Here is a 25,564-nt window from a genome sequence, read left to right on the forward strand (position 1 = left end):
CCGGGAACCGGGTCGGGCAGGATGCACGGGTGACCGACCTGCCGTACCGCCTGCGCGACGCCCTGCTCGCCGCCGACTTCGACTACGAGACCGTCGCGGACCTGCTCGGCCCGCTCGCGCACGCCGCGCTCGGCCGCAACGAGACCACGCCGGGGCTGATGGCCACCCGGGGCGGGACGCCGGCCGAGACCCTGGTGCGGCTGTTCCTGCTGCAGACCGCCGTGACCACCGACGCCGCGGAGGCCGCGCTGCCGGGCGTGGTCGACCGGCTCGCGGTGGAGGGCGTGCTCGAGCAGTCCGTCGGCGAGGTCGCCGCCCGCCTCGACGTCCGGCCGTACGCCTCCGAGGACGACGCGTTCTGGGTGGTCAGCGACCTCACCCCGGGACTGGACGGGCTGGCCCAGCGGGTCGGCGCCGACCACGTGCTCGGGATCAGCGCCGCCTCCGCCTCGCTGGCCCAGCTGACGCTGCGCGAGGAGGTCGGCAGCGCCCTCGACCTCGGCACCGGCTGCGGGGTCCAGGCGCTGCACCTGGCCCGGCACAGCCGCCGGGTCGTGGCCACCGACGTCAACCGCCGTGCGCTGCGGATCGCCCGCTTCAACGCCGCCCTGAACGACGTCGAGGACACCGTCGAGGTCCGTGACGGGTCCTACTTCGAGCCGGTGGCCGGCGAGCGCTTCGACCTCATCGCCACCAACCCGCCGTTCGTGATCTCCCCTGCCACCGGCGAGCGGCTGGTCTACCGCGACTCCGGGCTGCCCGGCGACCGCGTGGTCGAGGACATCGTGCGGGCCGCGCCGGCCCACCTCGCCCCCGACGGCTGGTGCCAGGTGCTGGCCAACTGGGTCGTCACCCGCGACCAGACGTGGGACGAGCGCCTCGGCGGCTGGCTCGACCCCGGCTGCGACGCGCTGGTGGTGCAGCGCGAGGTGCTCGACCCGGCCGCCTACGTCGAGCTGTGGCTCAAGGACGAGGGCGCCCACCCGGCCACCAACGGCGGCGACCCGGCCTCGGCCGCGGCCTACCGCCGCCGCTACGACACGTGGCTCTCGTGGTTCGACGAGCAGGGCGTCGAGGGCGTCGGGTTCGGGTGGGTCAACCTGCACCGCCGGCCCGACGACGCCCCGTCCGCCGGTCCCGGCACGGGCGGCGCTGTGCACACTCTGCTCGACTGGCCCTTCGACCTCGAGCAGCCGATCGCGCCCGCGATCGCCTCGTGGGGGCGCGCCGTGCGTCGCCCGGTCGGCCCGGACGACCACCTGGTGGCGCGGGCCGACGTACGCCAGGAGACGGCCGGTGCTCCCGGGGCGGAGGACCCCGAGGCGATCGTGCTGCGCCAGCAGCTCGGCTTCCGCCGCGCCCGGCAGGTCGACACCGTCGAGGCCGCCCTGGTGGGGGCCTGCGACGGCGACCTCAGCGTCGGCCAGGTCCTCGACGCGCTGGCCGTGCTGACCGACCGGGCGCCCGAGGACCTGCGCTCGCGCTACCTGCCGGTCGTGGCCGACCTGGTGGCCGAGGGCTTCCTGACCTGAGCCCCTGGGAGGGGCGCCGCGACGGCGGGCGGCGGGCGGGGTGGCCACCACGCGCTACCGTGACCGCCGGGTGCCGGTCTGCGGTGCCCCACCCCCTCCGCGAAGGAATGACGCCCCCGTGTCCCACAAGCTGGTCATCGTCGAGTCGCCGGCCAAGGCCCGCAACATCGGCGGGTTCCTCGGCGACGGCTACGTCGTCGAGTCCTCCATCGGTCACATCCGTGACCTGCCGATGTCGGCCGCGGACACCCCGGCCGAGATCAAGGACAAGCCCTGGGGCCGGCTGGCGATCGACGTGGACAACGAGTTCACGCCGTACTACGTGGTGCCGCGCGACAAGAAGCAGCACATCGCCAAGCTGAAGAAGCTGCTGAAGGACGCCGACGAGCTCTACCTGGCCACGGACGAGGACCGCGAGGGCGAGGCCATCGCGTGGCACCTGCTCGACGAGCTGAAGCCCAAGAAGGGCGTCCCGGTGCACCGGATGGTCTTCCACGAGATCACCAAGCCCGCGATCCAGGCCGCCGTGGCCAACCCGCGCACCATCAACGACGACCTCGTCGAGGCCCAGGAGACGCGGCGCATCCTCGACCGCCTCTACGGCTACGAGGTCAGCCCGGTGCTGTGGAAGAAGGTCATGTCCGGCCTCTCCGCGGGGCGCGTGCAGTCCGTGGCCACCCGCCTGGTCGTCGACCGCGAGCGCGAGCGGATCAAGTTCAAGGTCGCCTCGTACTGGGACCTCGAGGGCACCTTCGACGCCGGCAGCAAGCACGAGCAGCGGATGTTCGGCGCCCGGGTGCACTCCGTCGACGGCGCCCGCGTGGCCCGCGGCTCCGACTTCGGTCCCGACGGGCTGCTGAAGTCCTCGGCCCAGGGCAAGGTCGTCCACCTCGACCGTGGCCGCGCCGAGGCGCTGGTCTCCGGGCTGGCCGACTCGACGTACGACGTCCGCTCGGTCGAGGCCAAGCCCTACCGCCGCTCCCCGTACGCGCCCTTCCGCACCACCACGCTGCAGCAGGAGGCCAGCCGCAAGCTCGGGATGGGCGCCTCGGTGACGATGTCGGTGGCGCAGCGGCTGTACGAGAACGGCCACATCACCTACATGCGGACCGACTCCACGACCCTGTCCAGCGCGGCCGTGGACGCGGCGCGCGCGCAGGTCCGGGAGCTCTACGGCGCCGAGTACGTCCCCGACGCCCCGCGCGTCTACGCCTCCAAGGTGAAGAACGCCCAGGAGGCGCACGAGGCGATCCGGCCGGCCGGCGACACCTTCCGCACCCCGGCCCAGACCGGGCTGACCGGCGAGCAGTTCCGCCTCTACGAGCTGATCTGGATGCGCACCGTCGCCTCGCAGATGCGCGACGCCACCGGGCAGAGCGTGACGATCCGCCTCGGCGGCGCCGCCTCGACCGGCGAGGACGTCGTCTTCTCGGCCAGCGGCCGCGTGATCAGCTTCCACGGCTTCCTCAAGGCCTACGTCGAGGGCACCGACCACGGCGCCGCCACCGACGACCAGGAGAGCCGGCTGCCCGCGCTCGAGCAGGGCGATGCCGTCTCGGCGGCCTCGCTGAGCGCCGACGGCCACGAGACCAAGCCGCCGGCCCGCTACACCGAGGCCACCCTGGTCAAGGAGCTCGAGGAGCGCGAGATCGGTCGCCCCTCGACGTACGCCTCGATCATGAAGACCATCGTCGACCGTGGGTACGTCTACAAGAAGGGCACCGCGCTGGTCCCGGCGTGGCTGGCCTTCTCGGTCACCCGGCTGCTGGAGGAGCACTTCCCCCGCCAGGTGTCCTACGAGTTCACCGCCGCGATGGAGGACGTCCTCGACGACATCGCCGGCGGCCGCAAGGACCGCAGCACCGAGCTCGCGGAGTTCTACTACGGCGCCGGCGAGGTCACCGGCCTCAAGCGGCTGGTCGACGAGCTCGGCGACATCGACGCCCGCGAGCTGGCGACCTTCCCGATCGGCGGCCCCGAGTCGGGCATCAACCTGCGGGTCGGGCGCTACGGGCCGTACCTCGAGGGTCCCGACGACGAGGGCAACGCGCTGGCCAAGCGGGCCAACGTGCCCGACGACCTGCCCCCCGACGAGCTGACCCTGGAGAAGGCCGCCGAGCTGTTCGCCAGCCCGGCCGGCGAGGAGATCCCGCTGGGCGCGCACCCGGAGACCGGGCTCGCGGTGGTCGCCAAGAACGGCCGGTACGGCCCGTACGTCACCGAGCAGCTGCCCGAGGACGCGGCCAAGTCCGCCAAGCCGCGCACGGGTTCGTTGTTCAAGTCGATGTCGCTGGACACGATCACCCTCGACGAGGCCGTCACGCTGCTCTCGCTGCCCCGCGTGGTCGGCACCGACCCGGAGTCGGGCGACGAGATCACCGCCCAGAACGGCCGCTACGGCCCGTACCTGAAGAAGGGCACCGACTCGCGGTCGCTGACCACGGAGGACCAGCTGCTGACGATCGGCCTCGACGAGGCGCTGGCGATCTACGCCCAGCCCAAGCAGCGTGGCCGCGCCGCCGCGGCCCCGCCGCTCAAGGAGCTCGGTCCGGACCCGGTCTCGGGCTTCCCGGTCGTGGTCAAGGCCGGCCGCTTCGGCGAGTACGTCACCGACGGCGAGTACAACGCCACCCTCCGCAAGGAGGACTCGGTGGAGAAGGTGACCATCGAGCGCGCCGCCGAGCTGCTGGCCGAGCGCCGCGCCAAGGGCCCGGCGAAGACGGCCAAGAAGGGCGCGAAGAAGGCCCCGGCCAAGAAGACCGCCGCGAAGAAGACGGCGGCCAAGAAGACGGCGGCCAAGAAGACCACCGCCAAGAAGACGGCGGCCAAGAAGACGACGAAGGCTGCGGCGAAGAAGGCGTAGGCCGGCGGTCCGGGTGCGGAAGTCCCCGGTCGGCCGGGGACTTCCGAACATGTCGGCCTGTGCGAAGGCCGGCATGGTCGAAACCTGCCCGTCAACCCCGACCCGGCACGCCGGCCCGCGGACAGGCCGCCCGCCGCCCGCCCCGGGCGGCCGTCGGCACCGCCCCGTAAGTTCTGGGGCGTGAGCACAGGGACCTGGCCCGGGCGGTGGACCGAGCGCGGCGTCCTCGTCTGCTTCGAGGGCGGCGAGGGGTCGGGCAAGTCCACGCAGTCGCGGCTGCTCACCACCTGGCTGCGCGAGCAGGGGTACGTCGTCCGGCCGACCTTCGAGCCCGGTGACACCCCGGTCGGGGCCGAGCTGCGGCGGATCGTGCTCAGCCCCGACACCGGGGCGCTGGCGGACCGCACCGAGGTGCTGCTCTACGCCGCCGACAAGGCCGAGCACGTCGAGACCCTCGTGCTCCCGGCGCTGGCACGGGGCGAGGTGGTGGTGACCGACCGCTACGTCGACTCCACGCTGGCCTACCAGGGCGCCGGCCGGGCGCTCGAGGTCGCCGAGGTCGCCGACGTCGCGCGCTGGGCCACCGGCGACCTCCGCCCGCACCTGACCGTCGTGCTCGACCTCGAGCCGGCCGCCGGCCTCGGCCGCTTCGAGGGGCGGGACCGGATCGAGGGCGAGTCGCTCGACTTCCACCAGCGCGTGCGGGCGGCGTTCGTCGCGATGGCCGCCGAGGACCCCGAGCACTACCTCGTCCTCGACGCCCGGGCCGGGGTCGACGAGATCGCCGAGCAGGTGCGTGCGGGCGTGCGCCCGTGGCTGGCCGCCGCCGCGCGCGCGACCACCGTCGAGGCACGCCCGTGAGCGTCTGGGACGACCTCGTCGGCCAGCGCCGGGCCGTCGCGGTGCTGCAGGAGGCCGCACAGAACGCCGCCGACGGCCGTGGGGTCGGCCACGCCTGGCTCTTCACCGGCCCCCCGGGCTCGGGCCGGTCCAACGCCGCGACCGCGTTCGCCGCCGCGCTGCAGTGCGAGCGGGGCGGCTGCGGGGAGTGCCACGCCTGTCACACCGTGCTGGTCGGCAGCCACGCCGACGTGCAGGTCGTCCGGACCGCGAAGCTCTCGATCGGGATCGCCGAGGCCCGTGACCTGGTCCGCAAGGCCGCCCTGGCGCCCAACGGCCGCCGCTGGCAGATCATCGTCGTCGAGGACGCCGACCGGTTGACCGAGGGTGCGTGCAACGCGCTGCTCAAGGCCATCGAGGAGCCGACCGACCGCACCGTGTGGATGCTCTGCGCCCCGACGGTCGAGGACGTCCTGACCACGATCCGGTCCCGCTGCCGGCTGGTCACCCTGACCACGCCGGCCACCCCCGACGTCGCGGCGTTCCTCGAGCGGACCCTCGGGGTGCCGGAGGCGCTGGCGCTGCACGCCGCCCGCGCCAGCCAGGGCCACATCGGCCGCGCCCGCGCCCTCGCCACCGACGAGGACACCCGGACCCGGCGGCGCGAGGTCGTCGGGCTGCCGGCCGCCCTGGTCTCCCTCGGCGCCGCGATGCGCGCCGCGACCGGGCTGGCCGAGCGGGCCAAGGCCGAGGCGGAGGCGCTGACCTCGGCCCTCGACGCGCGCGAGAAGGCCGACCTGGACGCGGCCTACGGCGTCGTCGAGCGTGGCCGTCGCCCCCGGGAGTACGCCCCCGCGCTGGCCGAGATGGACAAGGCGCAGAAGACCCGGGCCAAGCGCCGGGTGCTCGACGTGGTCGACCGCGGGCTGATGGACCTCGCGTCGGTCTACCGCGACGCGATCACGGTGGGGCTCGGGTCGCCGCAGGCGCTGGTCAACGAGGAGATCCGCGGCGAGGTCGAGGACCTCGCCCGGCACTCCACGCCCGAGGTCAACCTGCGTCGGATCGACGCGATCTTCACCGCCCGCGAGCAGATGATGGAGTTCAACGTGCCGGTCGCCCTGGCCCTGGAGTCGATGACGGTGGCGCTGCTGGTGCCCGAGGAGGTCCGACCGTGAGCTTCGGGATGCGCCAGCGGCGCGCCGTGGTGGTCGTCGTGGCCGGGCTCCTGGCGCTCGCCCTGCTGCTCAGCGCCGGCCTGGCCGCCGGCCTGGTCGTGCTGGGCGACGACGACCAGGACGACGCGCCGGCCGACACCCCGACCCGCACCGCCGCGCCCCTGGACGCCGACGCCGCCGACGCGCGGACGCCTCCCGACGACTCGCTCGCCCCGTTCTACGACCAGGAGCTCGCCTGGGAGGCCTGCCCGCCGGGGGACTACGAGGACGACGCCGCCGAGTGCACCACGCTCACCGTCCCGGTCGACTACGCCGAGGCCGGCGGCGACACGATCGACCTCGCGCTGCTGCGGCTGCCGGCCGAGGGCGAGGCCGTAGGGTCGCTCGTGGTCAACCCCGGCGGGCCCGGCGCGCGGGGCACGTCGTACGCCGCCGCCGCGGGCCGCATCCTCGGCGGCGACCTGCTGGCCAACCTCGACGTCGTCGGCTTCGACCCGCGCGGGGTCGGCCGCTCGGCCCCGGTCGACTGCCTCACCGACGCCGAGCTCGACGCCTTCACCGAGGCCGACCCGTCGCCCGACGACCCGACCGAGGCCGCCGCCTACGCGAGCGCCCAGGAGGACTTCTTCGCCGGGTGCGCCGCGCGCACCGGCGACCTGCTCGGCCACGTCTCGACCGTCGAGGCCGCCCGTGACATGGACGTGCTGCGCGCCGCGCTCGGCGACCCGCGCCTGGTCTACCTCGGCGCCTCCTACGGCACCGACCTCGGCGCGACCTACGCCGAGCTGTTCCCCGAGCGGGTCGGCCGGATGGTCCTCGACGCCGGGGTCGACCCCAGCCTCGGCGCCGTCGACGAGGCGATCGGCCAGGCCGGTGGGTTCGAGACCGCGCTGCGCTCCTACGTCGGCAACTGCACCGAGAACATCTCCGGTTGCTACCTCGGCGACGACCTGCAGGGCGGCCTCGACACGATCTCGGACCTGCTCGACCGGGTGCAGGAGGAGCCGCTGCCGACCACCGGCGACCGTGAGCTGAGCGGCGGCCTGGCCTTCTACGGCCTGGTGTTCCCCCTCTACAGCGAGGACCTCTGGCCGCTGCTCGACCAGGCGCTGCGCGCCGCGCTCGACGGCGACGGCACCGCGCTCGCGACGCTGGCCGACCTCTACCTGTCCCGCACCGACGGCAGCTACGCCGACAACAGCGCCGAGGCCATCTACGCCGTGCGGTGCCTCGACGACCCGACCTCGGTCCCGGTCGAGGACGTCCCCGACCTCGTCCCCGCGTTCGAGGAGGCCTCGCCGACCTTCGGCGAGACCTTCGCCTGGGGCATGGTCGGCTGCCAGGGCGTCACGGTGGAGGCGGCCGAGCCGCGTCCGGAGATCGACGCCGCCGGCGCCGCACCGATCATGGTCGTGGGCACCACCCGGGACCCGGCCACGCCGTACGAGTGGTCGGTCGCGCTGGCCGAGCAGCTGGAGTCCGGCGTGCTGGTGACCCGGGACGGCGACGGTCACACCGGGTACGGCCAGGGCGACGCCTGCGTGGACGCCGCCGTCGAGGACTACCTGCTCGACGGCACGGCGCCGGAGGAGGACCTCAGGTGCTGAACCGCGGCGCTCACCGGTGCCCGCGGGCTCCGGCGACGTGGCGGACCGCGCTGCGCACGAGGAAGGCGCCCATGGCCAGAGCGACCAGCGTCGGCAGCAGGGTCCACCACCAGGCCTGGCTCGGCGCGGTCACGGACGGGTCGCCCGCGTCGTAGTAGACGGTGACGGGGTCGCCCGGGTCCCGGTCGAGGCAGCTGGCCTTGTAGACCGTCACGTCGACGCTGCGCTCGACGCCGTCCGGCCCGGTGAAGACGGCGGCGTTCACGCAACCGGGCTCGCCCTGCCCGACGGCCTGCACCGCGGTGTCGGCCCGGACCCGGTCCAGCGTCCGACCGGCGCCGACGACGGCGACGGCAGCGACCACGAGCAGCGCGACGAGGACGACGGGCATTGACGTTCCGCGCGGTGACGACGTACCGGCCTGGCGGGGGCTCCTCACGGAGGGAGTCTGCCAGCGTCAGACCACCGCGGAGCGGCTGGTGCGCGGCCGGGTCTCGGGTACTGGACCGGAACTGTCCAGGATCCTGGACACGGTGAGACACCGGGTAGGACCTTCGACATCATGACCGGGTCCGTACGACCAGCACCTGCCGGCCCGCGTGGTCGGCGAAAGGCAGGCACCCGTGTCCGACCGCGTTCTCTCCTCCGCCACCGCCAAGTCCGCCATCCAGCAGATGTCCTCGATCATCAACGGCGGCCTGACCGACCAGATCAACCAGCTCGACACCAAGGGCCAGCAGCTCTCCGACCCCAACAACTGGGACGGCCCCCTGGCCGAGCGGTTCCGCTCCGCGACCTGGCCCGAGACCAAGGCGGCCCTGGACAAGGCCAAGACCGAGCTCGAGGAGCTGCGCGTGCAGCTGGACCAGATCAGCCAGAACATCATGACCGCCGGCGGCGGCGCCTGAGCGGACTGCCCGCTGACCGTCCGTCACCCGGGTCGCCGTCGCGCTGACGGCGACCCGGTGCCGGGCGGTGGGTGTGCAGCCCGTGCTGTGCAGCCCTGTGTCGAGTCGAGACGAACGTGTCGCGGGGCCCGACCCCGCGGGTAGGAGTGGTGTGCGGTGGGCGACGAGCTGTCCGGTATCGAGCAGGACGTCCCGTTCGACTTCGGGGCCGCGGAGGCGCTGAGCGCGGCGGCCGACGACGCCGCCGGCACCGTCGACGGCCAGCTCGGCTCGAGGAACGTCTTCGTCTCGGTGGCGATGCAGGAGTTCCGGGGCTTCTTCTCGACGCTGTTCCAGGACAACGCCAGCACCGCTGCCGCGGACGCGCGCGAGCTCGCCGACCGGTTGCGCGAGGTCGCCGAGGGCGCCCGGCGTCTGGCGGAGGAGGCGCAGAAGGAGCAGGAGCGCCGGGAGACCGCGCGTGCCTGGAAGGCCGAGCAGGACAGCCGCAGCGGGCTGGAGAAGGTCGGTGACGGCATCGGCGACTTCTTCACCGGCGAGGACGAGCCCCCGGTCGGCCCGCCCGCCAGCCCGATCGAGGTGCCCGTCGCGGCCCCCCGCAGCACCCCCCGGCAGACGCCGGCCAGCGGGACGGGCGGCGCGGGCGGCACGTCCTCGGCCAGGCCCGCGGACCTCACGTCCTTCGCGACCTCCTCGGCGGCCGCCGACGACCGCGCCCGCACGCCGCTCTCGGCGGCCCGGGCCCGGTTCTGGACCTTCCGGTCCACCTGCCACTGGGGGTCCCTGTCCGCGGACGGCGTCTTCACCGGCGCCGACCGCTGGCTGGAGGCGAACGACAACGACGTCGCCTGGGCGAACACCGTCGCCGCCGCCTTCACGGCCGCGGGCGGGGACGGCGAGGTGTCCACCCTGTCCGACGCCTCCGTCGCCGCAGCGCTGCAGTCGGCCGGGGTCGACGCCGCCCGGCAGGACCTCGTCATCGAGCCGGCCCAGGCCGTGGGCGCGATGCCGACCTCCGGCTACGCCGACGACCCGGTCAACACCTCGACAGGCAACTTCCTCGAGCCCGAGGCCGATCTCGGCTTCGCCGGCGGGTGCGCCTCGCTGTCGTTCACCCGGATGTACAACTCGATGACCTGCGTCGTCGGCGCCCTCGGTCCGGGCTGGTCCTCCTGGGCCGACACCGGGCTGTCCCTCGACGACGAGGCCGCCCGGTGCACCCTGCCCGACGGCCGGCAGCTGGTCTTCCCCCGTCTCGGCGAGGCGTGGGACCGCGCGGCCGGAGAGAGCCGGTGGCTCGAGCGGCAGGACGACGGCTACCTCGTCAGCGGCAACGACGGCGTCCGCTGGCGCTTCGACCGCGCCGGTCGGCTCCTGGCGCAGACCGCCGGGCCCGGCACCACGGTCCGGCTGACCTGGGCCGAGGACCGCCTGGTGCGCATGTCCCACGAGCGAGGACGCCACCTCGAGCTGGTCTGGGGCGACACCCGCCTGCTCGCCGTCCGTGCCTCGGACGGGCGCGAGGTCACCTACGACTACGACGACCAGGACCGTCTGGTCGCGGCCGGCACCGCCCTCGGCACCCGCCGCTACCGGTGGGACGAGCGCGGGCTCGTCGACGCCGTCATCGGCGCGTCCGGCGTCGTCGAGGTCGAGAACTCCTACGACGACCGCTCCCGGGTGACCCGTCAGCGCTCCCCGCACGGCCGGGTCACCCGGTACGCCTACCTGCCGGGCAGGGTCACCGTCGTCTCGGACGAGGACGGCACCCGCTCGAACACCTGGGTCGCCGACGAGCGCGGGCGGCTGGTCGGCGCGATCGACAGCGCCGACCGGCGGCAGTCGACGTCGTACGACCCCCACGGCAACGCCGTCTCGGTCACCGAGCGCGACGGGTCGACCACGGTGCGGGAGTACGACGCCCGCGGCCGTCTGGTCCGCACCGTCAGCCCCAACGGCGCCGACGTCACCCAGTCCTTCGACGACCAGGACCGGCTCGCGACCGTCGAGGTGCTGACCGAGGACGGCACGCCCGCGGTCACCTCCTTCACCTACGACGGCGACGAGCGCAACCCGTCCACCCTGACCGACCCCGAGGGCGGCGTGACCCGGATGACGTGGGCCGCGGGCCTGCTGACCGAGGTCGTCGACCCGACCGGGGTCGTCGTCTCCTTCGCCTACGACGCGCACGGCGACCTCGTCTCGACCACCGATGCCGACGGTCACGCCGCCCGGCTGGAGCGCGACCACGCCGGTCGCGTCGTCGCCGCGACGACCCCGTCGGGCCACCGCACCACCTTCGCCTTCGACGAGGTCACCGGCCTGCTCCGCGGCCGCACCGACCCCGACGGCGCGACCTGGACCTACGAGCACACCGTCGACGGTCGCGTGGCGGCCATCACCGACCCGCTCGGCGCGCGTACCGAGATGCAGCACGGCGCCGCCGGCGACCTCGAGACCACGATCGACCCGCTGGGGCGGGCCGTCACCCGGCACGTCGACGACCTCGGCAACCTGGCTGCGGTCGAGCTGCCCGACGGGTCCGAGTGGCGCTTCGCGCACGACGCCCTCTCCCGGCTGCGTGAGACCACCGACCCCACCGGGGCGGTCTGGACGCGGGACTACGACGCCAACGGCGACCTGGTCACGACCACCTCGCCGACCGGCGAGCAGCGCGCCGCGCGCGCCGACGTCGCCGCCGGCACCGCCGAGGTCGTCTCCGGGTCCGTCGCCGCCGGCATGCAGTTCGACACGCTCGGCCGCCTCGTGGCCAGCGTGCGCCCCGACGGCTCCAGCGTCCTGACCCGCTACGACCGCTGCGGCCGGGCCGTCGAGCTGGTCGACGCCGCGGGCGGCCTCACCACGGTCGAGCGCGACGCCGCTGGCCGTGCGGTGTCCGTGACCCGGCCCGGCGGCGGGGTCGTCGCCTACGAGTACGACCGCTGCGGTCGTCCGGGCGCGGTCGTCGACGAGCTCGGCGCGCGCACGACGATGACCTACGACGCCGACGGCCGGGTCGTCGCGCAGACGATGCCCACCGGCGAGCAGGCCACGTGGCGCTACGACGAGTGCGGGCGGGTCGTCGCCGCCAGGGTCCCCGGGGTCGGCACGACGCTCGTCACCTACGACCTCCTCGGGCGGGTCCTGGAGTCCCGCGACCCGCAGCACGGCCGTCGCCGGTTCCGCTACGACGACGCCGGCCAGCTGGTCGAGGCCACCGACGGCAACGGTGGGTCGACCCGGTGGGAGTACGACGCCGGTGGCCGCGCCGTCGCCATCACCCGTCCCGACGGGGGCGTGGTGCGCCGGGAGTTCGACGCGATGGGCCGTACGGTCGCCGAGACCGATCCGCTCGGCCGCACGATCCGCGGCGGGTACGACGGGGCCGGGCGCCAGGTGTGGCAGGAGCACCCCACCGGCACGCGGACCGAGTGGACCTATGACGACCAGGGACAGGTCGCGACCGTGGCCGTGGACGGCCAGGTCGTCTCCCACGCCGTCCGTGACGCCCGTGGTCGGACCGCGCGCGTGGTCGACCACACGCAGCAGGGCGAGGAGACCGTCCACGAGCTGGCCTGGGACCCCCGGGGGCTGCTGGTCTCGCAGACCCGGGACGGCCGGGGCCTCTCCTGGTCCTACGACGCCGACGGCCGCCGCTCGACGCGCACCGACCCTGACGGCAGGCGGGTGCACTACGAGCGCGACGCCGCCGGCCGCATCGTCGCGGTGGAGCACGACGCGCTCGGCCGTGCGACGTTCCGACGCGACCTGGGCGGGCGGGTGGTCGCCGCCGAGGCGGGCGGGGTCCGGCAGTCCTGGACCTTCGGCGACGGCCACGTCGCCGGGCACACCCTCGCCGAGGGCGGGCGCACCTCGACCACCGTGGTCGACCGGGACGCCACGGGCAGGATCAGCACGATCGCGCGCGACGGCGTCTCGAGCGCCTTCGAGTACGACGAGGCCCACCAGCTCGTCGCGCTGCGGACGACCGGCGGGCACGCGGACTCGGTCAGCCGCTGGCGCTACGACGCCGCCGGCCGCCTCGTGGCCGAGACCACGGACGGCCGCACGCGCGAGCTGTCGTACGACGCCGCGGGCCAGCTGCTCGCCGCTGTCGAGCGCGACGGCGGCACCACCCGTAGCGCGCGCTACTCCTACGACGGGCTCGGTCGCCGCACCCGGGTGGAGCGCAGCGACGGCTCGACCCGGGACGTCCGCTGGAGCCGGCTCGGTCCCCTGGCCGAGGTCGTCGACCGCGACGACGAGGGGCGTGAGCGACGGGTCACCTCCGTCGTGGACGCCCTCGGGCAGCTGACGCGGCTCGACGGTGCCGAGGTCTTCTTCGACGGCGCCGACGCGAGAGCCGCCGCGCCGGCCCGGGTGGGGGACACCACCGTGGTGTCGACCGGTCCCGTGCTCGGCGTGGGCTCCCGGTGGAGCACCTCCGGGTGGCGACAGGTCCGTGCGACCGGGGACGACCCGTGGGACCTCGACGAGACGGCCGGCCCTGCCGGCCCCGGCCCCGGGCTCGGCTCGGCCGGGGAGCTGACCTTCGCCGGACTGGAGTGGATGGGTCGTCGGGTCTACGACCCCGACACCCGTGGCTTCCTCTCGGTCGACCCGTGGGAGCCGGTGACGGGTGCGGGGTGGTCGGGGAACCCGTACTCGTTCGCGGGCAACGACCCGATGCACGCCCTGGACCCGCTCGGCCTCAGCCCGATGACGGACGCCGACCTCCAGACCTACCTGTCGGAGAACGGCGGCGCCTTCGCCGCCGCCGGCAACTGGGCGAAGGACAACTGGGAGTACCTCGCCGGCGGTGCCATGGTCATCGTGGGAGGGGCGCTGATGTTCACCGGCGTCGGGGGGCCGGCCGGGATGATGCTGATGTCCGCGGGCGCCGACACCATCATCCAGCGCGCGACGACCGGCAGCGTCGACTGGGGTCAGGTCGCGATCTCCGGCGCGTTCGGGGCCTGGAGCGGCGGTGGTGTCGCCGCACGGCTCGGTGGGTCCATGATGCGGCGCGCCGTCGTCGGCGGAACGATCTCGGGGACCACCAGCGGCGCGGCGGGCGGGGCGTACACCTATGCCCGGAGCGATGGTCCGCACACGGTGAGCGGCTTCCTGCGGCACACCGGTGCGAGCGCCGGGGTGGGGGGTCTGACGGGCGGGGCCCTCGGTGGCGCAGGTCGTCAGCTCGACCTGGTCGGAGAGCGCACGCTGGCCTCCCGGGGCGCGATCCCCGAGATGCCGGACCCGTACGCCGGGGTCCGGGAGGCGTCGGCCTTCCTCCAGGAGCAGGGCGTCCCGCGGCAGTTCCGCAAGGAGGCGCTGGAGTCCTTCACGCCCGGGACGGTGCGGATGAACACCGCGGACGGCGCGACCTACGGTCTGCGCCACTTCGGCGGGGGGTCGGCGGCCGAGGGTCGCTACCTCACCCCGACGCTGCCCGCCACCCGCACGGAGCTGGCGCTGCCGTCCGCCAACACCATGGGCGGGCTGGCGCAGTTCCGGCTGCCGGAGGGCACCGGCTACGTCTCGGGCCAGGTCGGCCCGAACTTCGGTCATCCCGGCGGTGGGGAGCAGCTCTACGTGCCGGACCCGTCGGTCCTGGAGAGGTTGGGATAGCGGTGGCAGGGTTCGAGACCAGGCTGGAGGCGCTCGAGGGCGCGCTCCGCCACGAGCAGCAGCTGCCGCCGGGGGAGCGCAGGACCGCGGCGTCGGACGCCGCGCTCGCCCGGGCCGTCGACAGCACGGGGCGCGCCAGGCTGCTGCTCGCCGACGGTGACGCCGCAGGTGCGAGCAGGCTCCTGGACGAGGCGGCCCACCTGGCCACCGACTCGTGGTCCTACACCTCGGAGCTGGCCGCCGAGGTGGTCGCCGTCGCACAGGCGGCACGCCGGCTACGCACCCGGCCCGGTGGGTAGCCTGCCGCCATGAGCAGGCGGGCACGGACCTCGGCGGACAGCGCCGACGTGTGGCCGGCCTGGGTCCGGACCACGGTCCTGGTGGCGCTGGTGCTGGTGGTGGGGATCGGGGTCGTGGTCGCGCTCTACGACCGTGGTCTGCTGGCCCTGACCGGACCCCTGGTCGTGCTCGTGGTGGCCCCTGCCGTCGGCCTGGCGGGGATCGCGGTGGCCCGGCGGCGGTGGTCCTCGCAGCAGCGCCGGACCGGTGAGCTGCTCTCCCAGCTCGTGGACCTCCTCGAGGTCGAGCTGGGCCAGGACCAGGAGCGCCGGCACAGCCGGGCGGACGACGGCCAGGTCCGCGCGGCCCTCCGGCGTGCGCAGGAGGCCCGGGCGCAGCTCGCGTGGGGGCGCGGTCAGGGTGTCGCCGAGCTGGAGAAGCTCGTCCGTACGACGCGGTCGTGGCCGCCGGGCACCCCGCTGTCGACCGCATCGGCGCGCCTCGACCGCGAGTCCGCGCGACTGCGCCGTACCGAGTCCTTGCTCGAGCGCCTCCGCGCTGGGCGCGCCCGCCGTTCCGGGTCGGCGCCCGACCGGCAGTCGTCGTGACCGGGCCGGAGGACCGACGAGACCCCGTCACCGCCGCGATCGGGTTCCTGGAGGCGCCGACCGACGACGTCGCAGCCTCCCTGCGCGCGTGGCGGGCACAGATCCACGGCGCCGCCGACGTGGAGCACCTCTCGGGCGGCCTGAAGGAGAACGTCGGCCGGCTCGAGCCGCTCACCGGCCGGGTCCGGCCACGGGAGCTGGTGGTCGGGACCGCGGGTGGCCGGTGGACCGCGCTGTTCGACTGTGGTGTCAGAGGAGGTGACCCGGTCGCCTCCGTCGGCCACCTGTCCAGGTCGATGGGGGTCCAGGGTGTGGTGGTGGTGTGTGTCGCCGAGGGTGCCGTCAGGGGGCAGGCCGCACGCCAGCTGCAGCTGTTCGGCCCCCTCCCGACGGACTTCCTGAACTACGTGCGCACGATCTCCGTGGTGCAGGACGGCAGCCGTTGGCGCTTCGACGCCCACGGCGTCGTCCAGGACTTCGAGGAGGTCGAGGCCTACGCCGCCCGCCGGGTGGAGGACCGGCTCACCCCGGAGATGCTCCAGCGGTACTGCCGGGCTCTGGGCCTGGAGCCGTTCGCCCCCGACTTCTACGCCGGCCCGAGCCGTCTGGTGACCAACCCCTCGGCGCCTGTGGTGGGGGACTGGTCGGGCTGAGGACGAGGTGAGCGAGATCGCGGTCTCGGAGATCGAGGCGTTCTTCCGTCAGCACCGCCCCGGGCTGAAGCTGCCCGACGGGTGGTTCGGCCGCCCGTTCGACGGCCAGCACGAGCTGACGGCGGTCCAGGAGACCGAGGACGGGCTCCTCATCGAGCTGGACGGTCGCCTGCGCATGCTGCTGCGCGGCCCGGTCGAGGTGGCGGTGGAGCCCGGCCGTCGACTGGTCCTGACGGGCTTCACCTCGCTGTCCTGGGAGCGGCAGGACTACGGCTCGTCCGGGCGGGTCCACCGCACGGAGTACGGTCCCGGCACGGTCGAGCTGGTCGTCCCGGCGGGCTGAGGACGCGACGTCGAGCGTCACCAGCGAGCACCAGGTCCCGAAGGAGGTCCACGGTGAGTCAGCAGGTCGACGAGGGCGACATGTTCTCGATCCCCCTGGGAGACGGCCGGTGCGGGTTCGGCCAGGTGGTGGCGACGTACCGGAAGAAGGGCGTCTACTACGTCGCGGTCTTCGACAAGATCGTCGACGAGGCCGTCGTCGAGGAGTCGGCCGAGGAGGCTCGCGCGTCCCGGTTGCTGTTCCTGGCGCTCACCCTGGACTCGCGCCTGCACCACGGGATGTGGCGGGTGATCGGTCCCCGGGACATCGCGGCGGACCTGCCCTTCCCGGCGTACAAGGTCGATGTCGGGTTCCCTCCGGTGCCCCACGTGGTGGACCACCTCGGTGAGAGGACCCGTCCGGCCACCGCGGACGAGGTGGCGCTGCTGCCGGTCCGTACGACGGTCGCTCCCGTCGCGCTCGAGAGGGCGCTGCAGGCGAGGGCCGGTCTGGCGCCGTGGACGGAGCGGTTCGACGGCTTCGCCCCGGACGAGGACCTGACCACGGACCGTTTCTTCGGCTGACGGGCGGAGCGAGGTCAGCTGTCGCGGAAGGCGACGGCGAACGGAGCGCTCGCGGTCTCGGGCAGATTGCCCAGCTCAACCCCCACGGTGCAGTCCTCGACCTGCGACAAGGCGCTCACCAGGCCGGCCGCGGTGACGACCACCGACGGGGCGCAGCTGCTGGAGAGCGAGACACCGTCGGTGCCGCCGGCGACGGCGGCGAGGACCGAGTTCGGGTCGCCGGAGGAGCCTGTCGCGAAGATCGCGACGGTCCCGGTGCCCGACGGCCACTCCGGGTAGACCGTCACGGGCACGACCCTCTCGATGAAGGTGCTGCTCGGGACGTCGACGCTGATCCCCAGCAGGCGCTGCGCGGGGTAGGAGTCCACCGCGGCCGACAGGCCGGGGTCGGTCAGCGCCGTGGTGGTGGTCTCGTCGACCCCGGCCAGCCACTCCTGCAGGGCCGTCGAGGCGTCACCGCCCTCGTCCACCTCGAGCGGGAGGGTGAAGGTCGCCTGGAGCTGGACCGTCTGACCGGGCTGGATGGTGCCGACGTCCAGGGCCCACGCGCAGGGGGCGTCGATGCTGGTGGTGGAGACGATGTTGGGCTCCTGGGGGACGTCCCAGTCGACGTCGGTGGGGCAGTTGCCGTCCGGGTTGGCCAGGACCTCCAGCACCGGTCCCATCAGCGGGGCACGGTCGGCGGAGTAGGTGAGGGTCAGCTGGACCTGCTCGGTCTCCGGGTCCCACGCGGCGGCCCGCTCGAGGCCGAGACCGGAGGCTGCCTGCAGCTGGCTCGGCTGCTCGGCCTCCGCGGGGCCGGCGGCCGGGACCTCGGGGGTGGGGTTCTCGGTGGACGCGTCGTCCTCGCCGCCGGTCAGGGTCACGAAGAGGACCGCGCCGACGAGGAGCACGAGGGCCGCGGCGACGACCCCGATCAGCTTGGGGTCCTTCCACCCGGGCACGGCGGCGCGGCGGGCGGGCGCGGCGGGCGCGTCGTCGTCCTCCTCGACCACCGTGCGGCGCTGCATCGGGCGGACGATCGTCTGCTGGCCCGGGGCACCGAGGTCGGTGGGGGTCCCGGGCTCGTCGTCGGTGCCGCTCGGGGCGGCGGGCGTCTCGGGCGTGAGGCCGCGGACGACCGTGGAGGGTCCGCGGGCGGTGTCGAAGTCCTCCGGCCCGGCCTGGGGTGCCAGGGCCGGGGTGCCGGCGACCGCGGCGCGCGCCCCGCGGAGCGCGACCGCGGCGGCCGCGGCCGACGGGCGCCGGGTCGGGTCCTTCTCCAGCAGCGCCTCGAGCTGCGCGGCCAGCGGGGCCGGCACGTCCAGCGGCGGCGGCTCGGCGGTGACGTGGCGGTGCGCGATCGTGTACTCGTTGCCGGGGCCGGCGAAGGGCGTCCGCCCGGCCAGCAGCTCGTAGAGCATGATCCCGACGCCGTAGACGTCGGCGGGGGACTCGGCCGTCCCCCGCGTGAGCAGCTCCGGGGACATGTACTCCGGAGTGCCCAGCAGCCCGGTCGCGGTGCGCTGCCGATCGGTGATGATCCGGGCGATGCCGAAGTCGACCAGCTTCACCGACCCGGGCTCGCCGCTCTCCCAGTCGCGGGTCAGCAGGACGTTGTCGGGCTTTACGTCACGGTGGACCACGTCGCGCTGGTGGGCGCTGGCCAGGCCCTCGAGCACGGCGGCGGCGACGTCGACGGCCAGGGCGGGAGTCAGGGTGCCGCGCTCGCGGAGGACGTCGCGCAGCGAGCCGCCGTCGACGTGCTCCATCACGATCGCGAGACGCTCGCCCTCCACGACGAGGTCTCGTACCGCGACGACCGCAGGGTGGCGCAGCGTGGTGAGCACCGAGCGCTCCTGGACGAACCGCCCCACCAGGTCGCGGTCGGCGAGGTGCTCGCGCCGCAGCAGCTTCGTCGCCACGATCTCGTCGGTCCGCTTGTCCACGGCCCGCCAGACCTCGCCGCTGGCCCCCTCGCCGAGGCGGTCGAGGAGGCGGTAGGACGCGCCGAGGGCGTCGTCGAAGCCCTCTGGCTGCACGTCCCCTCCTGTCCGGTCCGATCGGGTCGACGGCGAGCGTAACCGAGCGGCCGGTGGGGGGCCCGGGGAACGACCGATCCGGCGCCAGTCCCGCCCGCGAGACAGGTCGAGTCTCGCGGACGAGACGCCCGAGGCCCTGGTCTAGGCGTGGATCGGGCGTGGATCCGGCGTGTCACCAGGAGTTCGCCTCCGACCTGGTGCGCCGACGGCCCCGGGCGTGCATCATCTGGCGGGTCCGTACGACCACGTCCATGACAGCCGGCCCGCGTGGTCGGCGAAAGGCAGGCACCCGTGTCCGACCGCGTTCTCTCCTCCGCCACCGCCAAGTCCGCCATCCAGCAGATGTCCTCGATCATCAACGGCGGCCTGACCGACCAGATCAACCAGCTCGACACCAAGGGCCAGCAGCTCTCCGACCCCAACAACTGGGACGGCCCCCTGGCCGAGCGGTTCCGCTCCGCGACCTGGCCCGAGACCAAGGCGGCCCTGGACAAGGCCAAGACCGAGCTCGAGGAGCTGCGCGTGCAGCTGGACCAGATCAGCCAGAACATCATGACCGCCGGCGGCGGCGCCTGACCGTCCGAGCCGACCGGCAGCACACGGCACGACAGGCACCAGAGAGGCACCACGCATGAGCGGGATCGGTCCGATCGAGGAGGACGTGCGCTTCGACCACGGGGCGGCGCAGCACCTCGTCACCCTGGCCGGCAGCACCGCGTCGACGGTCGAGTCGCAGCGCGGCTCCCGTCTCGCCTGGGCGAGCACGGCGATGGGGGAGTTCCGGGGCTACTTCTCGACCCTCTTCGCCGGCAACGCCGAGACCGCAGACGCGGACGCCGAGCAGGTCGTCGTCGGCCTGCGTGACGTGGCCCGCTTCGTGGGTCAGCTCGCCGACTCCGCCCGCGAGGAGCAGGCCCGCCGCGAGACGGCCCGTGAGTGGCAGCGCGAGCAGGAGGACCGCAACCTCCTCGAGAAGGGCATCGACGGAGGCAAGAGCCTGCTCGGTATGGGCGAGGACAAGCCCCCGGTCGGTGACATGCCGGAGCCGCCGTCCTACGCCCCGACCGTGGTGGCGCCCCGACCCCGCCAGAACCCCGGCGCCGGGAGCGGCGGGGCCGGCGGGACCTCCTCGGCCCGTCCGGCCGACCTGCGCACCTTCGCCACCGGCTCCCAGGGCGCCAACGGCACCCTCGCCGGCAAGCCGTCGTCCTGCCGGAGCGCCTACGACGCGTTCGTCGCCGGCTGCGGCTGGGGGCACCTCGAGGCCAGCAGCGTCTTTACCGGCTTCGACCGCTGGCTGGACGCGAACGCCGAGGACGTCCTCTGGACCACCACCGTCGCCGACGCCTTCGCCACCGCCGGCAGCGACGCCGACGTGTCCACCCTGAGCGACAGCGCGGTCGCGGCCGCGCTGCAGGCCGCGGGGGTCGACGCCTCGCGCCAGGACCTCGACATCGACCCGCCGACGGCCTACGGCAACCCGCCCTCCAGCGGGTACGCCGACGACCCCGTCAACGCCGCGACGGGCAACTTCATCGAGAACGAGGCCGACCTCGGCTTCGCCGGCGGCACGGCGTCGCTGTCGCTGGACCGCACCTACAACTCCTTCGACACCGGCACGGGTGCCTTCGGCCCGGGCTGGTCGAGCTGGACCGAGGCCGGGCTGACCCTCGACGACGAGGCCGCCCGGCTGCGCCTGCCCGACGGCCGCGTGGTCTCCTTCGGCCGCCTCGGTGAGGCGTGGGACCGCGCCGCCGGGGAGGACCTCTGGCTGGACCGCACCCGGGACGCCGCGAGCGGGGACGAGCGGCTCGTGGTCACCGGCAGCGACGGCACCCGCTGGACCTTCGACCGCGCCGGCCGGCCGCTCACCAGCTCGCGCGGCCCCGGCACGACCGTCCGCCTCGTCCACGAGGTGGTCGGCGGCGAGGCCCGCCTGGTCCGTCTCGAGCACGAGCGCGGCCGCAGCATCGACCTCACGTGGGACGTCGAGCGCGTCGGCGGACCCCGCGTGGTCGCCGCGCTCGCCTCCGACGGCCGGCCCGTGACCTACGACTACGACGACGCCGGCCGGCTGCTGCGGGCCACCACCCCGCGCGGCACGCGGTCGTACGCCTGGGACGAGGCGTCGCTGATCACCTCGGTGACCGACGCGGACGGCGTCGTCGAGGCCGAGAACACCTATGACGAGCACCGCCGCGTCAGGCGGCAGCGCTCCCAGCACGGCCGGTTCAGCCGGTTCGTCTACCTGCCCGGCCGCGTCACCGTCGTCTCCGACGAGGACGGCTCGCGGTCCAACACCTGGGTCTCCGACGCGAAGGGGCGCGTCGTCGGCATCGTCGACGCCGAGGAGCACCGCCAGTCCACGTCGTACGACGCGCACGGCCACCCCGTCCTGCAGACCGCCCGCGACGGCTCGACCACGATCCACGAGCACGACGAGCGCGGCCGCCGGGTGCGGACCGTGACACCGTCCGGTGCCGACGTGACCTACGGCTACGACGAGCACGACCGGGTCACGACGGTCGTCGCCGAGTCCGGCGCGGTCACCGAGTACACCTACCCCGCAGCCGACGAGGCGTCCGACCCGGCGACCGGCGTCCCGCGCAACCCCGTGCGCGTCGTCGACCCCGAGGGCGGCGTCACCGGGCTGTCCTGGTCCGACGGGCTGATGACCGGCCTGGTCGACCCCACCGGCGTCACCGTCCGCTTCACCTACGACGAGCACGGCGACCTGGTCGCCACCACCGACGCCACGGGACGAACCGCCCGGCTCGAGCGTGACGGCACCGGCCGCGTCGTCGCGGCCCTGAGCCCCGGCGGGCACCGCACGACCTACACCTACGGCGCCGCCGGCCAGCTCGTCTCGCGCCGCGACGCCGACGGGGCCGTGTGGCGCTACGAGCACACCGCCGCCGGCCGGCTGACGGCCGTCGTCGACCCCACGGGCGCGCGCACCGAGGTCGAGCGCGACGCGCACGGCGAGGAGTCGCGCACCATCGACCCGTTGGGTCGCGCGATCACCCGTCGCGTCGACGACCTCGGCAACGTGGCCGCGGCCGAGCTGCCCGACGGCTCGACCTGGGAGTTCGCCCACGACGCGCTGTCACGGCTGGTGGCGACCACCGACCCCGCCGGGGGCACCTGGCGCAACGAGTACGACACCACCGGTGGTCTGACCGCCACCGTCGACCCGACCGGCGTGCGCAAGGAGGTCAGCGCCGACCGCGCCACGGGCACGGTCAGCGTCGACGACGGCTCGGCCACCCTGTCCACCTCCTTCGACCCGCTCGGCCGCGCCACCCGCTCGGAGCAGGCCGACGGCTCCGCCGCGATGGCGACCTACGACCGGTGCGGGCGGCCCGTCGAGCTGCTCGACGCCGACGGCGGCCTGACGCTCGTCGCGCGCGACGCCGCGGGGCGCCCCGTGGCGATCACCTCTCCGTCGGGTGCGGTGACGCGCCGGGAGTACGACGAGTGCGGCCGGCTGGTCGCGGTGGTCGACCCGACCGGTGCCCGCACCACCCAGGAGTACGACGCCGACGGCCGGGTGGCGCGCCAGGTGCTGCCCACCGGGGAGGTCGCGTGGGTCGAGCGCGACGCGATGGGTCGCGTCACCGCCCGCTTCACCCCGGGCGCCGGCATCGCGCGGTACGCCTACGACGCCGCCGGCCGCGTGGTCCGCTCCTCCGACACCTGGCACGGGCAGCGCCGCTACCGCTACGACGCCGCGGGCCAGCTGGTCGAGGTGGCCAACGGCAACGGCGGGGTCACCCGCTGGGAGTACGACGCCAACGGCCGCGCCGTGGCGATCACCGACCCGCTGGGCCAGGTGACGCGCCGCGAGTTCGACGCGATGAACCACTGCACGGCCGAGACCGACCCGCTCGGCCGCACCACCCGTGCCGGCTACGACGCCGCCGGGCGGCAGGTCTGGCAGACCGACCCGGACGGCCGCCTCACCGAGTGGGCCTACGACGCGCAGGGCCGGCTGGCCTCGACCGCGGTCGACGGGCGGGTGGTCTCGTCCATCAGCCGTGACCTGCGCGCCCGCCGCCTGGTGCTGACCGACCGGACCCGCACCGACGGTCCGGGCGAGGGCGCCGTGGTGCGCCACGAGCTCGAGTGGGACCGGCGGGGGCGGATGGTCTCGCGGACCCGCGACGGCCGCGGGGTCTCCTGGACCTACGACGCCGACGGCCGCCGTACCTCGATGACGACCCCGGACGGGTCAACGACGTCCTACGAGCGCGACGCGGCCGGCCGGCTGCTCGCGGTCGAGCACCCGCTGCTGGGCCGGGCGTCGCTGACGCGCGACGCGGCGGGCCGGGTGGTCTCGGCCAGCGCCGGCGGCACCCTGCAGACCTGGGAGCACGCCGACGGGTTCGTCGTGGGCCACACCGTCACCGACGCCGAGGGCGCCACCCGCACCACGATCGAGCGCGACGAGCTCGGCCGGGTCGCCACGGTCGCCCGCGAGGACCGCGTCACCTCCTACGAGTACGACGGGGCGCACCAGCTCCTCGCGACCCGTACCGGGTCGACGGCCCCGGGCAGTCGGGCCTCGGAGACCCGCTGGCGCTACGACGCCGCGGGCCGCCTGGTCTCGGAGTCGCTGGACGGGTCGACGCGGGAGTACGTCCACGACGCGGCCGGGCAGCTGCTGAGCGTCACCGGGCCCGACGGGACGGTCACCCGGCACGCCTACGACGGCGCCGGGCGCCGGGCGCGTACGGACCTGCCCGACGGCGGCGTCCGACGGTTCTCCTGGTCCTCGACCGGGTTCCTCTCGGCGGTGGGCGAGCAGTCCGCCGCTGGTGCCGGAGACGTCGTCGAGCGGCGTACCGAGGTGCACGTCGACGCCCACGGCGAGCTCGCGGACGTGGACGGCACGGAGGTCTTCTGGGACTCCGCCGACCCCTACGCGCCAGGCCTGGTCCAGGCCGGCGCGACGTCGGTGGTGGGGGCCGGTCCGGTCACCGGTGTCGGCTCGACCGACAGCGGGGCCGACGGGTCCGGCGGCTGGTCGGCGGCGGGGTGGCGCACGGCGCGCTCGGCCGCGACGGCCGACGACCCGTGGGGCGTCGGGGGCGGCATGGAGCTGCCCGGAGGCTTGGAGATCGGGACCTCGGGCGAGGTCTCCCTTCCGGGCGCGGGTGGGCTGGAGCTGCTGGGCGCCCGGGTCTACGACCCGACCTCGCGAGGGTTCCTCTCGGTCGACCCGCTCGACCCGGTGGTCGGGTCGGGGTGGTCGGGCAACCCGTACTCCTACGCCGGCAACGACCCGGTGCACGCCGTCGACCCGACGGGCCTGCGGCCGATCAGCGACGCGGAGCTGAACGCCTACATCGGCTCGACCAAGGGTCCGCTGGGTCATGCCACGGACGCGGTCGGGGACTGGGCGAAGGACAACTGGGAGTACGTCGCGGCCGGCGCGATGATCGTCGCCGGCGCGGCGCTGATGATCGCGCCGGTGCCGGGCGTGGCCCAGGCCGCGGGCATGGCGCTGATCTCGGCGGGCATCGACACCGGGATCCAGAAGGCCACGACCGGTGAGGTGAACTGGGGCCAGGTCGCGGTCTCGGGTGCTGCGGGGGCGATCGGGTTCGGTGCCGGCGGCCTGCTTGCTCGTGGGGGCGCCAGCGCGGTGAAGGTCGCCGTGGCCGAGGGCGTCACCGAGGGTGTCGTCTCCGGTGCCGGTGGGTACCTGACGGGCCCGGGACCGCACACCCCGGAGGGGTTGCTGCGCAACACCGCGATGGGTGCGGGGACCGGGGTGCTCCCGGGGCCGGCGATGGGCGACGACGCCGTCCGAGCGGGCACGCGCAGTCTCGACGACGTACCGCCCGTCACCCACCCACCGCGCGCCGACTTCATCGCCAGCGCAGACGGTGTCGTCATCCCCACGAGTCGATCCCGTCTGGAGGGTGGCTTCAACGATGCAGGCTTCCCCGCTGCGCCGACAGATCGTCCAGGGACGGGATACACACTCCCTGACGGTTCCAAGGTCCGCGTCATGGATCCATCTGGACAGGCTCCCGCCCGTGCGTCCTTCACGAACGCGAACAACGGGCCGGTGGACGCTTTCACCGGCAAGCCGATCCAGCCACCCTCTGGCCTGACAGGACCAGAGCGAAAGGCTTACGTGAGGGAGCGCAGTCATGTCGAACTGGACCCCTAGCCGCCCCGCGTCACAGCTCCTGCGTGAGGCACTGCCGCTTCAGATACGCGGTACCGAGACGACGGATCCCGTCGTCACGCTCTTCGGTGAGAGCTGGAGCCTCACTCTGTGGTGCGACTGGACCGTGGAGTCGATGTCGCTGAGCTCGAGCTCCCCGGACCTGGAAGACCGTGTGTGGGACCTCGTCTCGTTGAGCATCGTCGGGTTGGAGGTCGTCGAGAACGTCGGCCCGATCTTTCGTCTGTCTAGCGGGCACCAGCTTGCACTGATGGAGGGAGACGACGAGGAACCCTGGGTCATGCAGATCCCTGGTCTGATCATCACCGGCGGCACGCGGAGCGAGTACTGGGGCTGAAA

At 74.3% G+C, this 25,564-nt stretch carries 17 protein-coding genes; 15 read left to right on the forward strand and 2 right to left on the reverse strand.

Features of this window, described 5'->3' with window-relative positions:
* Positions 1-29 precede the first annotated feature (29 nt).
* From ENKNEFLB_RS02125 to ENKNEFLB_RS02145, 5 genes are all read left to right on the forward strand, one after another.
* Positions 30-1,532 carry a DUF7059 domain-containing protein gene (locus ENKNEFLB_RS02125; protein WP_214057688.1) on the forward strand — a complete coding sequence of 501 codons (1,503 nt, stop codon included), beginning with the start codon at positions 30-32 and terminating at the stop codon, positions 1,530-1,532.
* Between the two features lie 118 nt (positions 1,533-1,650).
* Positions 1,651-4,395 carry a type I DNA topoisomerase gene (gene topA, locus ENKNEFLB_RS02130; protein WP_214057689.1) on the forward strand — a complete coding sequence of 915 codons (2,745 nt, stop codon included), beginning with the start codon at positions 1,651-1,653 and terminating at the stop codon, positions 4,393-4,395.
* Between the two features lie 180 nt (positions 4,396-4,575).
* Positions 4,576-5,256 (forward strand): dTMP kinase, encoded by a 681-nt coding sequence (tmk, locus tag ENKNEFLB_RS02135; protein ID WP_214057690.1) that lies wholly within the window; start codon positions 4,576-4,578, stop codon positions 5,254-5,256.
* Positions 5,253-6,413, forward strand: coding sequence for a DNA polymerase III subunit delta' (locus ENKNEFLB_RS02140; protein WP_214057691.1), 1,161 nt, complete (start codon positions 5,253-5,255; stop codon positions 6,411-6,413). The genes tmk and ENKNEFLB_RS02140 overlap by 4 nt, the downstream gene beginning before the upstream one ends.
* Positions 6,410-8,020, forward strand: a complete 1,611-nt coding sequence (locus tag ENKNEFLB_RS02145) for an alpha/beta hydrolase (RefSeq protein WP_246535793.1) — start codon at positions 6,410-6,412, stop codon at positions 8,018-8,020. Before ENKNEFLB_RS02140 ends, ENKNEFLB_RS02145 begins: the two co-directional genes overlap by 4 nt.
* A gap of 10 nt (positions 8,021-8,030) precedes the next feature.
* Here the strand turns inward: ENKNEFLB_RS02145 and ENKNEFLB_RS02150 are convergent, their stop codons facing one another.
* Positions 8,031-8,411, reverse strand: a complete 381-nt coding sequence (locus ENKNEFLB_RS02150) for a hypothetical protein (RefSeq protein ID WP_214057692.1) — start codon at positions 8,409-8,411, stop codon at positions 8,031-8,033.
* A 232-nt stretch (positions 8,412-8,643) separates the two neighbouring features.
* Here ENKNEFLB_RS02150 and ENKNEFLB_RS02155 point away from each other — a divergent pair, with 232 nt between their 5' ends.
* From ENKNEFLB_RS02155 to ENKNEFLB_RS02185, 7 genes are all read left to right on the forward strand, one after another.
* Positions 8,644-8,928, forward strand: coding sequence for a pyrophosphorylase (locus ENKNEFLB_RS02155; protein ID WP_246535794.1), 285 nt, complete (start codon positions 8,644-8,646; stop codon positions 8,926-8,928).
* A 156-nt stretch (positions 8,929-9,084) separates the two neighbouring features.
* Positions 9,085-14,559 (forward strand): DUF6531 domain-containing protein, encoded by a 5,475-nt coding sequence (locus ENKNEFLB_RS02160; RefSeq protein WP_214057693.1) that lies wholly within the window; start codon positions 9,085-9,087, stop codon positions 14,557-14,559.
* Positions 14,560-14,561: 2 nt separating this feature from the next.
* Positions 14,562-14,858, forward strand: a complete 297-nt coding sequence (locus tag ENKNEFLB_RS02165) for a hypothetical protein (RefSeq protein ID WP_214057694.1) — start codon at positions 14,562-14,564, stop codon at positions 14,856-14,858.
* A 9-nt stretch (positions 14,859-14,867) separates the two neighbouring features.
* A complete protein-coding gene (locus ENKNEFLB_RS02170) occupies positions 14,868-15,446 on the forward strand; it encodes a hypothetical protein (RefSeq protein WP_214057695.1) in 579 nt (192 codons plus the stop codon).
* Positions 15,443-16,099, forward strand: coding sequence for a hypothetical protein (locus ENKNEFLB_RS02175; protein WP_214057696.1), 657 nt, complete (start codon positions 15,443-15,445; stop codon positions 16,097-16,099). The genes ENKNEFLB_RS02170 and ENKNEFLB_RS02175 overlap by 4 nt, the downstream gene beginning before the upstream one ends.
* Positions 16,100-16,106: 7 nt before the next feature.
* On the forward strand, positions 16,107-16,442 hold the full coding sequence (locus tag ENKNEFLB_RS02180) for a hypothetical protein (protein ID WP_214057697.1): 336 nt from the start codon (positions 16,107-16,109) through the stop codon (positions 16,440-16,442).
* Between the two features lie 53 nt (positions 16,443-16,495).
* Positions 16,496-17,005, forward strand: a complete 510-nt coding sequence (locus ENKNEFLB_RS02185) for an Imm26 family immunity protein (RefSeq protein ID WP_214057698.1) — start codon at positions 16,496-16,498, stop codon at positions 17,003-17,005.
* 14 nt (positions 17,006-17,019) lie between these two features.
* On the opposite strand, the gene ENKNEFLB_RS02190 is transcribed toward ENKNEFLB_RS02185, so the two are convergent.
* Entirely contained in the window at positions 17,020-19,026 is a 2,007-nt protein-coding gene (locus tag ENKNEFLB_RS02190; protein ID WP_214057699.1) for a serine/threonine-protein kinase, read from the reverse strand.
* 291 nt (positions 19,027-19,317) lie between these two features.
* On the opposite strand from ENKNEFLB_RS02190, the gene ENKNEFLB_RS02195 reads away from it, so the two are divergent.
* From ENKNEFLB_RS02195 to ENKNEFLB_RS02205, 3 genes are read left to right on the forward strand one after another with little or no spacing between them, the layout of a single operon-like run.
* Positions 19,318-19,602, forward strand: a complete 285-nt coding sequence (locus ENKNEFLB_RS02195; protein WP_246535794.1) for a pyrophosphorylase — start codon at positions 19,318-19,320, stop codon at positions 19,600-19,602.
* A 55-nt stretch (positions 19,603-19,657) separates the two neighbouring features.
* Complete coding sequence (locus ENKNEFLB_RS02200) at positions 19,658-25,207, forward strand: DUF6531 domain-containing protein (protein ID WP_214057700.1); 5,550 nt, start codon at positions 19,658-19,660, stop codon at positions 25,205-25,207.
* Positions 25,188-25,562 (forward strand): hypothetical protein, encoded by a 375-nt coding sequence (locus ENKNEFLB_RS02205; protein ID WP_214057702.1) that lies wholly within the window; start codon positions 25,188-25,190, stop codon positions 25,560-25,562. Before ENKNEFLB_RS02200 ends, ENKNEFLB_RS02205 begins: the two co-directional genes overlap by 20 nt.
* The last annotated feature ends 2 nt before the right edge of the window (positions 25,563-25,564 follow it).

It is taken from the genome of Nocardioides aquaticus (assembly GCF_018459925.1).
Taxonomy (GTDB): Bacteria; Actinomycetota; Actinomycetes; order Propionibacteriales; family Nocardioidaceae; genus Nocardioides; species Nocardioides aquaticus.

Excerpts from the sequence above, each read along its gene's own strand:
- ENKNEFLB_RS02150 (WP_214057692.1), bottom strand. The coding sequence starts at position 8,411 with ATGCCCGTCGTCCTCGTCGCGCTGCTCGTGGTCGCTGCCGTCGCCGTC.
- ENKNEFLB_RS02170 (WP_214057695.1), top strand. The coding sequence starts at position 14,868 with ATGAGCAGGCGGGCACGGACCTCGGCGGACAGCGCCGACGTGTGGCCG.
- ENKNEFLB_RS02200 (WP_214057700.1), top strand. The coding sequence starts at position 19,658 with ATGAGCGGGATCGGTCCGATCGAGGAGGACGTGCGCTTCGACCACGGG.
- ENKNEFLB_RS02205 (WP_214057702.1), top strand. The coding sequence starts at position 25,188 with ATGTCGAACTGGACCCCTAGCCGCCCCGCGTCACAGCTCCTGCGTGAG.